The following is a 13,495-nucleotide window of genomic DNA, read 5'->3' as shown; positions in this document are numbered from 1 at the left end:
GCCGATCGGTCGTCCGCATGCACCGCACCGGTGCCCGGGCGCGTGGCGCGCGGGCTGCGGGCTGGACCGGGCCTGCGCGTGCCTGCACGCCGGCCGCCGTGGCGCGACCGCGCGGCCCATGCTCGGCCGGCGCCGGCTCGCGCGCTTTTGGCGCTATCATTCCGGGTTCACCGGGCCCGGCCCTCAGCGAATTCTCACCGGGCGGCGTGCGCGCCGCCCGTCATCGAAGCAATCCAATGGATGTCATCGTCATCGGCGGCGGAATCAGCGGCGTCGCCACCGCCTACCAGTTGCGCGCGGCCGGCCATCGCGTGTGCGTGGTCGAACGCCACGCGACCGTCGCGCAAGGTGCAACCTACGGCGACGGCGGCGCGCTGCTGCCGAGCCCGCTCGACGTCTGGTTCGGCCCGACTTTCATGCGCCAGCGCCAGTCGCGCGACAGCGGCGTGGTCTACAAGCCGGGCTTCAACGGCGGCGTGCGCCAGTTCGTCAAGCAGCTCGGCACGCTGCGCGAGCCCGACGCGTTCGCCGCGCAGTACGCGCGGCTGCGCCCGCTGATCGACGTGTCGCGCGACGCGCTCGCCGATATCGAGGCGCGCCTCGAGCTCGAATTCGAGCAGAAGCCCGGCATCCTGCACGTCGTGCGCGATCCGCGCGACTGGGACGCGCTGCAACCGGCGCTCGACCTGCTGCGCACGCTCGACCAGCCGTACCGCACGCTCACCGCCGACGAATGCGCGGCGCTCGAACCGTCGGTGCCGGCCGAGCCCGGCTTTGCCGGCGGCGTGCTGCTCGAAACCGAGCGCACCGGCAACTGCCCGCTGTTCGCGAAACTGGTCAAGCAGACGCTCGACGAGCACGGCGTGCAGTTCCGCTTCGGCGCGGACGTCGCCGCGATCCGCGTCGACAACGGCCGCGCGGCGGTCGAGCTCGTGCCGCCGGGCCACCGGAGCGCGGCGACGGCGCGCGAGGTCGACGTGATGTCCGCCGACGCGATCGTGGTCGCCGCCGGCGCAGGCAGCCTCGCGCTGCTCGAACGGCTCGGCTGGCGCCTGCCGCTGCACCCGGTGCGCGTCCATACGCTCACCGCGCCGGTTGCGTACGAAGAACACGCACCGCATCTGAGCGTCGTCGATTCGATCAAGCGGATCTCGATCACGCGCACCCACCAGCGGCTGCGCGTCGGCGGAGCCGCCGTACTGCAGAGCCTGACCGACACCGCGAAACCGCTCGCCGAGCCGCTGTCCGAAGCCGCGCTCGCGCTGCTCGGCCAGGCCGTCCACGACTGGGTGCCGGGCGCCGCGAAGATCTCGGCCGCGCTGTCGTGGCAAGGCATGCAACTGCTGTCGCCGGACGGCCTGCCCGTCGTGGGTCCGACCCCGCATCCGCGCGTGTTCGTCAATTTCGGCCATGGCCCGGCCGGCTGGGGGCTCGCGTGCGGGTCTGCTAAAGTGGTGGCCGACTATCTGGGCGGCAACGTCCAGCACTGGCCCGCCGACACGCTCGCCGCGCTGAGCGCCGGCCGCTTCACGACCTGACCGCCGCCGCGGGCCGACCCGTGGCGGCATCCTTGCCAGCCGCCACGATCCCGCGATGACCGTTACCCGCCCCCTTCCCGATTCCGATCCGATCGCGCTGCTGCGCGTCGCCGACCTGCGCGCGGCCGAAGCCGATGCAACCGCCGCGCTGCCGCCGCACACGTTGATGGGCCGCGCGGGCGCCGCCGCCGCGCGCTGGCTGTCCGAGCGCGTCGCCGGCGACGATCGCCCCGTCTGGTTCGCGGTCGGCCCCGGCAACAATGGCGGCGACGCGCTGGTGGCCGCCGCGCAGCTCCAGCAGCTCGGCGTCGCGACGCATGCGTGGATGCCGGTGCCGGTCAAGCCGGATGACGCGCAATGGGCACTCGGTCTCGCACGCACGGCGGGTGTGCCGTTGTCTACCACCCCGCCCGCGTCGCTGGAAGGCTACGCGTGGGTCGTCGACGGGCTGTTCGGCGTCGGTCTCGGCCGCGCGCTCGACGGCGCGTTCGCCGAGCAGGCCGCACGCATCGCCGCTCATGCGCGCGGCGGCGGCCGCGTGCTCGCGCTCGACGTGCCGAGCGGGCTCGACGGCGACACGGGCCGGATCGTCGGCGCGGGCGTCGCCGTCGCGGCCACCCATACGCTCACCTTCATCGGCGCGAAGCCCGGCCTCTACATGGGCGACGGCCGCGATCTCGCCGGCGAGATCCACGTCGCGTCGCTCGACGTCGCGCCGCCCGCCGCGCCGGCCATCGTGCTGAACGCGCCCGCGCGATTCGCCGCGGCGCTGCCCGCGCGCGCCTTCTCGTCCCACAAGGGCACGTACGGCAGCCTCGCGGTGCTCGGCGGCGACACGGGCATGTGCGGCGCCCCGATCCTCGCCGCTCGCGCCGCGCTGTTCGCGGGCGCCGGCAAGGTGCACGTCGGCTTTCTGGGCGCGGGCGCGCCGCCGTACGATCCGCCGTTTCCGGAACTGATGCTGCATCCGGCCGACACCCTGGACCTCGGCGCGATGACCGCCATCGCGGCCGGTTGCGGGCTAGGCACGCGCGAGGCCGCGGCGACGCTCGTGCGCGACGTGCTCGCACGAGACATCCCGACGCTGCTCGATGCCGACGCGCTGAACCTCGTCGCGACGCACGCGGACCTCGCGACCGCCGTCGCCACGCGCGGCACGCCATGCGTGCTGACGCCGCATCCGCTCGAAGCCGCGCGACTGCTCGGCGGCGACACGGCAGCCGTGCAGCGCGATCGCGTCGCGGCCGCGCAGGCGCTCGCCGCCCGTTACGCGGGCATCGTCGTGCTGAAAGGCGCGGGCACGGTGATTGCCGCGCCCGACGGGCGGGTGACGATCAACCCGACCGGCAACGCGGCGCTCGCCACCGGCGGCACCGGCGACGTACTCGGCGGCCTGATCGGCGCGCTGCTCGCGCAGCGGGTCGCGCCGTACGAAGCCGCGCTGGCCGGCGTCTATCTGCACGGCCTCGCGGCCGATACGCTGACCGCGCACGGCACCGGCCCGGCCGGGCTGACCGCGGGCGAGCTCGCGCCGATGGTGCGCACGCTGATCAATCGCCTTTTTTATCCGTCGCCGCGCGCCGACACGTAACGCCGCTATACTGACTGCCCCGCCGCACGGCGGGCCTTCTCGTCCGCCGGCTTTCCGATCACGATGAGCCGGCGCGGCATTCCTCCCGATTCACGCTTCACTCGAACCGCCATGACGCTGAAATCGCTCCCCGCCTGGACTGCCCTTCAATCCCACTTCGAACGGATCCGCCACGCGCGGCTGCGCGACTGGTTCGCGCCGGAAAACGACCGCGCACCGACCCGCGCCGAACGCTTCACGATTCCGGGCGGCGGTCTCGCGGCCGATTTCTCGAAGAACCGCATCGACGACGAAACGCTGCGCCTGCTCGTGCAGCTCGCACGCGACGCGGGCGTCGAAGCGCGCCGCGACGCGATGTTCGCGGGCGAGATCGTCAACCCGACCGAAGGCCGTGCCGCGCTGCACACGGCACTGCGCGCGACCGACCCGCAGGCGCCGTTCCACGCGCAGGTGAGCGCCGAGCGCGCGAAGATGGCGACGTTCGCGCGCGCCGTGCGCGGCGGCACGTGGACGGGCTATACGGGCAAGCGCATCCGCCACGTGATCAACATCGGCATCGGCGGCTCCGATCTCGGGCCGAAGATGGTCGTGCACGCACTGCACCACGTCGCCACGCCCGACATCTCGACCCACTTCGTGTCGAACGTCGACGGCGCCGATCTCGCACGCGTGCTCGAACAGGTCGATCCCGAGGAAACGCTCGCGATCGTCGTGTCGAAGACCTTCACGACGCTCGAGACGATGACGAACGCGCGCTCGCTGCGCGACTGGTTCGTCGCACGCGGCTGCCCCGAGGAGGCGCTCGCGAAGCACTTCGTCGGTGTGTCGGCGAACCCGGCCGAAGTCGTGAAGTTCGGTATCGCCGCCGACAACGTGTTCGAAATGTGGGATTGGGTCGGCGGCCGCTATTCGCTGTGGTCGGCGGTCGGCCTGTCGATCATGATCGCGGTGGGCCCCGAACAGTTCGACGAGCTGCTGGCCGGCGCGAACGACATGGATCGCCACTTCCGCGAAGCGCCGCTCGAGCGCAACCTGCCGGTGCTGCTCGGCCTGATCGGCATCTGGTACCGGAATTTCTTCGGCTCGCAGAGCTACCTCGTCGCGCCGTATTCGGAAGCGCTGCACTACCTGCCGTCGTACCTGCAGCAGCTCGAAATGGAGAGCAACGGCAAATCCGCGCGCCTGGACGGCGCCTTCGTCGACTACCCGACGTCGGCCGTCACGTGGGGCGAGCCGGGCACCAACGGCCAGCATGCGTTCTTCCAGATGCTGCACCAGGGGCCGACGATCGTGCCGATCGACTTCATCGCGGTGCTGACGCCCGAGCATCCGCTTGCAAGCCACCATCCGAAGCTGCTCGCGAACTGCTTCGCGCAGAGCGAGGCGTTGATGCTCGGCCGCACGCTCGAAGAAGCGCGCAAGGTCGCCGGGCCCGGCAAGGAAGCGCTCGCACCGCACCTGACGTTCCCCGGCAACCGCCCGACCACGACGCTGCTCGTCGATGCGCTGACGCCGCGCACGCTCGGCGCGCTGATCGCGCTTTACGAGCACAAGGTGCTGGTGCAGGCGACGGTGTGGGACATCAATCCGTTCGACCAGTGGGGCGTCGAGCTCGGCAAGATTCTCGGCAAGGTCGTCGAAGCCGACCTGTCGGCCGAATCGGTCGATCCGGCGAAGCACGACTCGTCGACCACGGCGCTGATCGCGCGCGCCCGCGCGGCGCTCAAGCGCTGACGCGACGGCGTCATGCCCGTGCCGGCCGCGCGATCCACGCTGCGCGGCCGGCACAAACATTCACGCGTTGCGCGAAGCCGCGTGCGGCACGACGATGCGCCCCGCGTCGATCGTGACTGTCGTTGCACAGCGGCGCGCGAGTTCGGCATCGTGCGTGACGAGCACGAGCGTCGCGCCATGCGTGCGGTTCAGTTCGAACATCAGGTCGATGACCGCGTGGCCCGTTGCGGCGTCGAGGCTGCCGGTCGGCTCGTCGGCGAACAGGATCGCCGGGCGCGTGACGAACGCGCGGGCGAGTGCGACGCGCTGCTGTTCGCCGCCCGACAGCAGCTTCGGATAATGCGCAGTACGCTCGCCGAGACCGACCTGCACGAGCAGCGCCCGGGCGCGGTCGGCCGCGTCGCGCGCGCTGATGCCGCCCTGCAGTTCGAGCGGCAGCATCACGTTCTCGAGCGCCGTCAGGTGCGGCATCAACTGGAACGACTGGAATACGAATCCGACCGCGCCGTTGCGCAGCGCCGCGCGTTCGTCCTCGTCGAGTTGATCGAGCGCGCGACCGAGCAGGCGAACCGTGCCGCTCGTCGCGCTGTCCAATCCCGCAAGCAGGCCGAGCAGCGTCGATTTGCCCGAACCCGACGCGCCGACGATCGCGAGACTGCTGCCCGGCTGCACGGCGAGCGTGATGCCGTCGAGGATCGTCAGCTCGCCCGTTGCATCGGCAACCCGCTTGCACACGTCATGGACTTCGATGATCGGATCGGTAATCTTGAACATGGACACGACATTTCGCTGGAAAAGACGCGCGGCGGCCGCCGCGCTGCTGGGCATCCTGCTGGCCGTCACCGCGCCCGCACGCGCCGCGACGGCGCCGGCATCGAGCCCGCCCGTGATCGTCGTGCTCGGCGACAGCCTGTCGGCCGAATACGGATTGCCGCGCGACACCGGCTGGGTGTCACTGCTGCGGCAACGGCTTTCGACCGAGCGAATCGATTATAGCGTCGCGAACGCCAGCGTCAGCGGCGACACCACGAGCGGCGGCCGTGCCCGGCTGCCCGCGGTACTGCAGCGGCTCAAGCCGTCGATCGTCGTCGTCGAGCTCGGTTCGAACGATGCGCTGCGCGGCGTGCCGCTCGCGACGACCGAGCAGAACCTGCGCGGCATCATCGCGAGCGCGCGGCGCGCCCAGGCGAAAGTCGTGCTGGTCGGCATGTACGTGCCGCCCAATTACGGCCCCGACTACACGCAGAAGTTCCACGCGGTCTATACGCGGCTGTCGAAAGATCTCGGCGTGCCGCTCGTGCCGTTCCTGCTGGCCGGCATCGAGGACAAGCCCGACATGTTCCAGGCCGACCAGATGCATCCCGCGCAGCAGGCCCAGCGCATTCTGCTCGACAACGTGTGGCCGACGCTGAAGCCGTTGCTCGGCAAGCCGCACGGCTGACCGCAGTCGCGCGCCGGAAAACAAAAAGCCCCGCTTCGAGCGGGGCTTCTTGATGGTTGCGGGCGAAACGATGCTCAGTTGTCGCCGTCCTGCTGCTGGCTGGCCGTCGTGCTGCCGTACAGTTTCACCTTCGAGCGATCGCGCAGCGCCGCGAGATACGCTTCGCCTTCGCTCTGCGCGTCGACCTGCGCCATCTGCTGCTGAGCGGCCGCCAGTTGCTGCGGATCGACCGCCGAACCGGGGATCACCGCGTTCACACGGTAGATCGCGTAGCCGTCCGCGCCGAGGTCGACACCGACGTAAGCCGGCAGCGTCTTCGCATCGACCTTGTAGACGGCGCTCAGCGCAGCCGGCGTCAGGCCCTGCGATTGCGTGCGCGACACCTTCTGCGCGGCCGCGAACCCGTCGGTCGACTTCGACTTCTGCAGTTCGGCCAGCTTCGCCGCACCGTCCTTCTTCGCGAGTTCCGCCGCCTGCTCGGCGATGACCTTCTGGCGCACGGCGTCCTTGATCGCGTCGAGCGCGGGCACGGCCGCCGGCTTGTAGTCGGTCACGCGCGCCGAGATCAGCGTGTTGTTGCCGACGTCGATCGCCTGCGTGTTGTTCTGGTTCTTCACGGCGTCGTTCGCGAACACGGCGGCCAGGAACTTCGGATTGTTCAACGGGCTCGTCGGCGGCAGTTGCGGATTCGGCGTCGGCGTGACGGTGGCCGTCTGAATCGTCAGCTTGTACTTGTCCGCGGCCGGCTGCAGCGTCTTCGCCTTTTCGTAGACGGTTGACGTGAAGCCTTCCGCGTTGTCCGAGAACGCCTTCGATGCGTACTGCTGCTTCAGGTCGGCCGCGATCTGGTCCTTCACTTCCGCGAACGGCTTGACGACGGCCGGCTTCACTTCGGTCGCCTTCAGGATGTGGAAACCGAGATCCGACTGCACGATCCCGCTCACGTCGCCCTGCTTGAGCGAGAACGCGGCATCGTCGAACGCCTTGCCGCCCGCGGTCGAGCCGCGCGTGATGAAGCCGAGATCGCCGCCCTTCGCTGCCGACGGCGCGTCCTGCGAGTTCTTCTGCGCGATCTGCGCGAATTGATCCGGATGTGCCTTCACGTCGGCGAGCAGTTGCTCGGCCTTCGCTTTTGCCGCCGCCTTGTCGGCCGCGCTGGCGCTGCCCGGCGCGGCGATGAAGATGTGGCTCACGCGCACCTGCGCTTCGGTCCGGAAGTGCGTCGGGTTGTCGTCGTAGAACTTCTTGATGTCCGCATCGGTCGGCTGCGCGCTTGCGGCCGCTGCGGCCGGCGAATAGACGAGGTACTGGATCGTCGCGGTTTCCGGCGTCGCGAAGCTCTGCTTGTGCGCGTCGTAGTACGCGGTGAGCTGTGCGTCGGTCGGCTGAACCTTCGCCGCGAAATCGCTCGTCTTCAGCACGAGCGCCTGCACTTCACGCTGCTGCGCGGCGAGTTCGGACAGGTGTTGCGCGAGGCTCTTCGGCGTGAACGCGCTCGACACGATGCTCGCCGGAATCTGTTGCAGCGAGAGGCTGTAACGCACGCGCTCCTGGTACTGCTCGGGCGTCATCCCCTGGAACGACAGCAGTTGCGCATAGCGTTCGACGTCGATCGAACCGTCGGGCTTCTTCAGCGCCGCGATCATCGGGTCGCTCATCAGCGCGTCGCGCACGGCGTTGTCGGATGCAGTCAGGTGCAGGCGTTGCGTCTCGTCGGCCAGCACGCGTTGCTGGATCAGGCCGTCGAGCACCTGCTTGCGATGCTCGGGCGTGTCGAACATCTTGATGTCGAACTGCCCGCCGAGCGCTTGGCGCGCCTGATCGATCTGCTGGCGGAACGCGCCGTCGAATTCGACCCGCGTGATCTTGTGCCCGTTGACTGCTGCGACGTTCGCACTGTCGTCGAAGAAGCCGCGGAAGCCTTGGATTCCGACGAAACCCAGCCCCGGCAAGACGATCAGGAGCAGGAGCGCCATCATCAGGCGCTGGTGATTACGGAAGAAATCGAGCATGCGTGACGGGAAAATTGGACAAAACGTCCGATATTACAACATACGGGGTGGGACGGGCGAAAAGCGGCCCTCGCCCGCGTGGTCGGCACTCCGACCACGGCCGCGCGCACTCCCCCACTCACGGCGATTCGTTCGCGAAGCCGGCTTGCCGCACCGACGGCCGTCGAAGCACGATGCCCCGCGAGCGCATCCGTGGCCAGCGGCCGAGTGGAACGTGACGGGCAGAAAAAAGACCGGGACCAGCCGCGCTCCCGCGACCGGATCACCATCGGGATCGTGACAGCCAAGCCCGAGCCCGCCGACGGCATACCGCACGACGCCGATCGATCGACGCCTCGCCGACGCGTCATCGGACTTTGCATATCGAAAATCGTTCGTTCGTCGCGCATGCCAAGCCGTATACGCTAATCGCGCCATGCAACCCGTGCCATGCTCGTCCGCCGAGCGACGAAGGGGCACGGCCTATTCGACCATTCAACCAAACCGATCCATTCGATGAGTTTTCTTCACCAGGCGCGCATCGTCGCATTGGCCGTCTCGCTCGGCCTTCTGGCGGGCTGCAACGGCGATAGCGTCGATCGCTCGAACGTTTCACCCGTCGCTACGGAGAACGCGGCAAACGGCGCGACGATATTCACGATTCCGCTGTACCAGTTCTACGCCACGCGACAGAGCTACATCGCTCAGGGCCTTGCGCCGAATACGTTTCTTCACAGTCGCCGGCTCTCCGATGCGTCATCCACCGCGGTGACGAAGCCCAATCACGACACGCTGTATTCCATCGCCATGCTGCAACTGGACGCGGGCCCCGTTCAAATCGATACGCCCTCGAGCGGTAGCCGTTACTTCTCCCTCGCGTTGATGGACGCCTATACGAACAACTTCGCGATTCGAGGCACGAGCGCCGACAACGGCGTTGCGAAGGTCTTTTGGGTCGTGGGGCCGAACTGGCAGGGAGAAGCGCCCGCAGGGGTCATCGTGCTCCGCTCGTCGACCAACGCGGTCTGGGCCCTGGCACGGACTTACGTGAGCGACGCGAGCGATTATCCGGCCGCGTGGGCGGTTCAGAACCAATTGGTGGCGTCGCAACCCGCTGGAACCGGCGGCACGACGTGGGACAGCGTGGACAAGCAAAAGCCGCCTGGTTATACCAACTGGCCATCGTATTTCCAGTACGTGAACCAGCTGTTGAAAAAGAGCCCGCCCACGCCGCAGGACACTGCCGTGCTGGCGACGCTCGACGCGATCGGCATCGGCCCGGCGCAGACCTTCGACCCGTCGTCTGCCGACATCGCGTCGATCAGCGCCGGCGCAACGCAGGCGCTGGCGAGCCTGACGACCGGCAGCAGAGCGCAGCAAGCGTCGACCCAGACGAGTACCGGCGTAAATGGCTGGACAGGCGGTCCGGCGGATGTCGGAAACTATGGAACCCACTATACGTTGCGGGCGAACGTTGCGCTGAACGGCCTCGGCGCGCTGCCCGGCAGTGAAGCGATCTATTACACCAGCACGGAAGCGGCGAACACGCCGGGTGCGAACTACGACGGCAACGGCGTCTATCAGATGACGTTTCCCGCCGGGCAGCTTCCGCCGGCACGCGCGTTCTGGTCATTGACGCTGTACGGCGGCACGAACCAGGCGCAGGCATTCTTCTATTCGAATCCCGATCAAGTCTACGCGCTGTCCTATCCGGCCTCGAACTTTCAGTTCGCCAGCGACGGCTCGCTCGTGCTCACCATCAGCCACGCGCGACCCGCCGGCGTACCGGCCAGCAATTGGTTGCCCGCTCCTGCCGGCGCGTTCAACCTGACGCTGCGCACGTACTTGCCCGATACGCCGCTCCTGAGCGGAACCTACAAACTGCCACCGGTGATACGCGTTCAATGAGGTGCCGTTTGCGCACGCCGGAAACAACCTGTGCCCCCGCGGCGTGAAATTCCGGCGGAACGGACGGGACGCGTGTCCGCAGGCCGCACGTGCGTGCGCATCGCTTCGCGTCCCGCCGGAAAACCGCGCAGGCGGTTTCCTTCCCTGCGCGATCGTTGCATCTACGCGGGCAGCACCGGAAGGCACAAATGAAAAAGCCCGCGCCAGGCGGGCTTCTTCATTTTCTGGCGCAACGGACGGGACTCGCGTACATCCTGCAGGCCGCGGATGCGCTTGCACGCGCATCCTTTCGAGCACCGTCGGAAGCGCACGGGCGGCTTCCTCCGCTCCACAGTAGCGCGCACCAGCGGGCGCAACGGGAATACCAAATGAAAAAGCCCGCACAAGGCGGGCTGTTTCATTTGTTTGGCGGAGCGGACGGGACTCGAACCCGCGACCCCCGGCGTGACAGGCCGGTATTCTAACCGACTGAACTACCGCTCCTTGGTCTGGCTGAATCGTGAAACTGGTGGGTGCTGAGGGGTTCGAACCCCCGACCTACGCCTTGTAAGGGCGCCGCTCTACCAGCTGAGCTAAGCACCCGTTTCCGATTCGTTCCGACTGCGATCTGCGTTTGCGCATCAACAATCAGCGAGCCCGCAAGTTTAATTCATCCTCGATCATTTTGCCAAGCCTGCGCGTGAATTTTTTTAACGCACGCGTTCGCACGATTCCGATCCATATAAAAAAACCCGCGGACACCGCCGCGGGTTTCGTGAACAACCGTCAGCAACGACGGTGCTCGGAGCCTCAGTGCTTGACGACTTCCGTCGAGCCGGCGTCCTTCGCCGCCTCGCCGACCGGCGCCGCTGCCTTCGCTTCTTCTTCCGGCGGCAGCGGAGTCGGCGAACGCTCGAGCGCGAGTTCCAGCACCTTGTCGATCCAGCGGACCGGCACGATCTCGATCGCGTTCTTCACGTTGTCCGGAATGTCCGCGAGATCCTTCACGTTCTCTTCCGGAATCAGCACGAGCTTGATACCGCCGCGGTGAGCCGCCAGCAGTTTCTCCTTCAGCCCGCCGATCGGCAGCACTTCGCCACGCAACGTGATTTCGCCCGTCATCGCGACGTCGGCCCGCACGGGAATACCCGTCAGCACCGACACCAGCGCGGTCGTCATCGCACCGCCGGCGGACGGACCGTCCTTCGGCGTCGCGCCTTCCGGCACGTGGATATGGATGTCCTGCTTCTCGAACGCTTCGTCCTTGATACCGAGACGACGCGAACGCGAGCGCACGACCGAACGTGCGGCCTCGACCGACTCCTTCATCACGTCGCCGAGCGAACCCGTACGGATCACGTTGCCCTTGCCCGGCATCACCGCGGCTTCGATCGTCAGCAAGTCGCCGCCGACTTCCGTCCACGCGAGGCCCGTCACCTGACCGACCTGGTTTTCCTTCGCCGCGAGGCCGAAGTCGTACTTGCGCACGCCGAGGAACGTATCGAGGTTCTCGCCATCGACCTTGATCGCGCCCGATGCCTTCTTCAGCAGCAGCATCTTCACGACCTTGCGGCAGATCTTCGACACTTCCCGCTCGAGCGAACGCACACCGGCTTCGCGCGTGTAGTAGCGGATGATGTCGCGGATCGCCTGCTCGGTGACCTCGATCTCGCCTTCCTTCAGCCCGTTGTTCTTCTTCTGCTTCGGCAGCAGGTAACGCTGGGCAATGCTGACCTTCTCGTCTTCCGTGTAGCCCGACAGACGGATCACTTCCATCCGGTCGAGCAGCGGCGGCGGGATGTTCAGCGAGTTCGACGTCGCGACGAACATCACGTCCGACAGGTCGAAGTCGACCTCGATGTAGTGGTCGGCGAACGTGTGGTTCTGTTCCGGATCGAGCACTTCGAGCAGCGCCGACGACGGATCGCCGCGGAAATCCATGCCCATCTTGTCGACTTCGTCGAGCAGGAAGAGCGGATTGCGCACGCCGACCTTCGCGAGGCTTTGCAGGATCTTGCCCGGCATCGAACCGATGTACGTGCGGCGGTGGCCGCGGATCTCGGCTTCGTCACGCACGCCGCCGAGCGCCATCCGGACGAACTTGCGGTTCGTCGCACGGGCGATCGACTGGCCGAGCGAGGTCTTGCCGACGCCCGGAGGCCCGACGAGGCACAGGATCGGCGCCTTGACCTTGTCCACGCGCTGTTGCACCGCGAGATACTCGAGGATCCGTTCCTTGACCTTCTCGAGGCCGAAGTGATCCTCGTCGAGCACCTGCTCGGCGTTCGACAGGTCGTTGTTGACCTTGCTCTTCTTGCGCCACGGCAGGCCGATCAGCGTGTCGATGTAGTTGCGCACGACGGTGGCTTCCGCCGACATCGGCGACATCAGCTTCAGCTTCTTCAGCTCGGCATCGGCCTTCTTCTTGGCTTCCTTCGGCATGCGCGCGGCGTTGATGCGCTTCTCGAGTTCCTCGAGATCCGCGCCCTCCTCGCCTTCGCCCAGTTCCTTCTGGATCGCCTTGACCTGTTCGTTCAGGTAGTACTCGCGCTGGCTCTTTTCCATCTGGCGCTTCACGCGCCCGCGGATGCGCTTTTCGACCTGCAGGATGTCGATCTCGGCTTCGAGTTGCGCGAGCAGGTGCTCGAGACGCTCGATGACCGGGAACATTTCGAGAATGTGCTGCTTCTGGTCGAGCTTCAGCGGCAGGCGCTCGGCGATCATGTCGGCGAGGCGGCCCGCTTCGTCGATGCCCGACAGCGACGTGAGAATCTCCGGCGGGATCTTCTTGTTCAGCTTCACGTACTGGTCGAACTGCGACACGATCGCGCGACGCAGCGCTTCCGTCTCGGCGCTGTCGGCGTGGTCGGGCTCGAGCGGCATCACTTCGCAGGAGAACTGCGTCTCCTGTTCTTCGATGGACAACGCCTTCGCACGCTGCAGGCCCTCGACGAGCACCTTCACGGTGCCGTCCGGCAGCTTCAGCATCTGCAGGATGTTGGCGATACAACCGACCTCGTACATGTCCTTTTCGGTCGGTTCGTCCTTGGCCGCGGTTTTCTGGGCGACGAGCATGATGTGCTTGCCGCCTTCCATCGCTGCTTCGAGGGCCTTGATCGATTTCGGCCGGCCCACGAAGAGCGGAATGACCATGTGCGGGAAAACGACGACGTCCCGCAGCGGCAGCAGCGGGAGCGTGATGCGTTCCGGCGGGAGAAGTTGGGTGCCTGACATTTCATTTCCCCATGAGTGGAATCAATTGTTCGGTAATTGAGGCCGCCACAACGAATTGCAAGCCTTCAAGTGCGGGAAA

Annotated in this window: 8 protein-coding genes and 2 tRNA genes; 5 read left to right on the top strand and 5 right to left on the bottom strand. The window is 67.2% G+C overall.

What is annotated here, in order from left to right:
• Nucleotides 1-236 precede the first annotated feature (236 nt).
• The 3 genes from WS89_RS09650 (at nt 237) to pgi (ending at nt 4,863) form a co-directional block, all read left to right on the top strand.
• On the top strand, nt 237-1,538 hold the full coding sequence (locus tag WS89_RS09650) for an FAD-dependent oxidoreductase (RefSeq protein ID WP_059506029.1): 1,302 nt from the start codon (nt 237-239) through the stop codon (nt 1,536-1,538).
• 55 nt (nt 1,539-1,593) lie between these two features.
• The gene (locus WS89_RS09645; RefSeq protein WP_059790656.1) at nt 1,594-3,129 is read left to right on the top strand and encodes an NAD(P)H-hydrate dehydratase; all 1,536 of its coding nucleotides are present in this window, start codon (nt 1,594-1,596) and stop codon (nt 3,127-3,129) included.
• A gap of 111 nt (nt 3,130-3,240) precedes the next feature.
• On the top strand, nt 3,241-4,863 hold the full coding sequence (gene pgi / locus WS89_RS09640) for a glucose-6-phosphate isomerase (RefSeq protein ID WP_059790653.1): 1,623 nt from the start codon (nt 3,241-3,243) through the stop codon (nt 4,861-4,863).
• A gap of 60 nt (nt 4,864-4,923) precedes the next feature.
• On the opposite strand, the gene WS89_RS09635 is transcribed toward pgi, so the two are convergent.
• Nucleotides 4,924-5,637 (bottom strand): ABC transporter ATP-binding protein, encoded by a 714-nt coding sequence (locus WS89_RS09635; protein ID WP_059506022.1) that lies wholly within the window; start codon nt 5,635-5,637, stop codon nt 4,924-4,926.
• Here WS89_RS09635 and WS89_RS09630 point away from each other — a divergent pair.
• A complete protein-coding gene (locus tag WS89_RS09630) occupies nt 5,636-6,304 on the top strand; it encodes an arylesterase (RefSeq protein WP_059790650.1) in 669 nt (222 codons plus the stop codon). The two genes, WS89_RS09635 and WS89_RS09630, sit on opposite strands and share 2 nt — an antisense overlap.
• 74 nt (nt 6,305-6,378) lie before the next feature.
• Here the strand turns inward: WS89_RS09630 and WS89_RS09625 are convergent, their stop codons facing one another.
• A complete protein-coding gene (locus WS89_RS09625) occupies nt 6,379-8,316 on the bottom strand; it encodes a SurA N-terminal domain-containing protein (RefSeq protein ID WP_059790648.1) in 1,938 nt (645 codons plus the stop codon).
• Between the two features lie 495 nt (nt 8,317-8,811).
• Here WS89_RS09625 and WS89_RS09620 point away from each other — a divergent pair, with 495 nt between their 5' ends.
• Complete coding sequence (locus tag WS89_RS09620; RefSeq protein WP_179949856.1) at nt 8,812-10,203, top strand: DUF1254 domain-containing protein; 1,392 nt, start codon at nt 8,812-8,814, stop codon at nt 10,201-10,203.
• 406 nt (nt 10,204-10,609) lie between these two features.
• On the opposite strand, the gene WS89_RS09615 is transcribed toward WS89_RS09620, so the two are convergent.
• The 3 genes from WS89_RS09615 to lon form a co-directional block, all read right to left on the bottom strand.
• Nucleotides 10,610-10,686 (bottom strand) — tRNA-Asp (locus WS89_RS09615).
• 23 nt (nt 10,687-10,709) lie between these two features.
• Nucleotides 10,710-10,785, bottom strand: a tRNA-Val gene (locus tag WS89_RS09610).
• Between the two features lie 207 nt (nt 10,786-10,992).
• Nucleotides 10,993-13,416, bottom strand: coding sequence for an endopeptidase La (gene lon / locus WS89_RS09605; RefSeq protein ID WP_050013282.1), 2,424 nt, complete (start codon nt 13,414-13,416; stop codon nt 10,993-10,995).
• Between the last annotated feature and the right edge of the window lie 79 nt (nt 13,417-13,495).

The sequence above is a fragment of the Burkholderia sp. MSMB1072 genome, from assembly GCF_001524725.1.
Taxonomy (GTDB): Bacteria; Pseudomonadota; Gammaproteobacteria; order Burkholderiales; family Burkholderiaceae; genus Burkholderia.
This window is presented reverse-complemented; position numbering and strand designations above follow the sequence as displayed.

What these genes read in the sequence shown, in the direction of transcription:
- WS89_RS09650 (WP_059506029.1), top strand. Translation starts at nt 237, where the DNA reads ATGGATGTCATCGTCATCGGCGGCGGAATCAGCGGCGTCGCCACCGCC.
- WS89_RS09645 (WP_059790656.1), top strand. Translation starts at nt 1,594, where the DNA reads ATGACCGTTACCCGCCCCCTTCCCGATTCCGATCCGATCGCGCTGCTG.
- pgi (WP_059790653.1), top strand. Translation starts at nt 3,241, where the DNA reads ATGACGCTGAAATCGCTCCCCGCCTGGACTGCCCTTCAATCCCACTTC.
- WS89_RS09630 (WP_059790650.1), top strand. Translation starts at nt 5,636, where the DNA reads ATGGACACGACATTTCGCTGGAAAAGACGCGCGGCGGCCGCCGCGCTG.
- WS89_RS09635 (WP_059506022.1), bottom strand. Translation starts at nt 5,637, where the DNA reads ATGTTCAAGATTACCGATCCGATCATCGAAGTCCATGACGTGTGCAAG.
- WS89_RS09625 (WP_059790648.1), bottom strand. Translation starts at nt 8,316, where the DNA reads ATGCTCGATTTCTTCCGTAATCACCAGCGCCTGATGATGGCGCTCCTG.
- WS89_RS09620 (WP_179949856.1), top strand. Translation starts at nt 8,812, where the DNA reads ATGAGTTTTCTTCACCAGGCGCGCATCGTCGCATTGGCCGTCTCGCTC.
- lon (WP_050013282.1), bottom strand. Translation starts at nt 13,416, where the DNA reads ATGTCAGGCACCCAACTTCTCCCGCCGGAACGCATCACGCTCCCGCTG.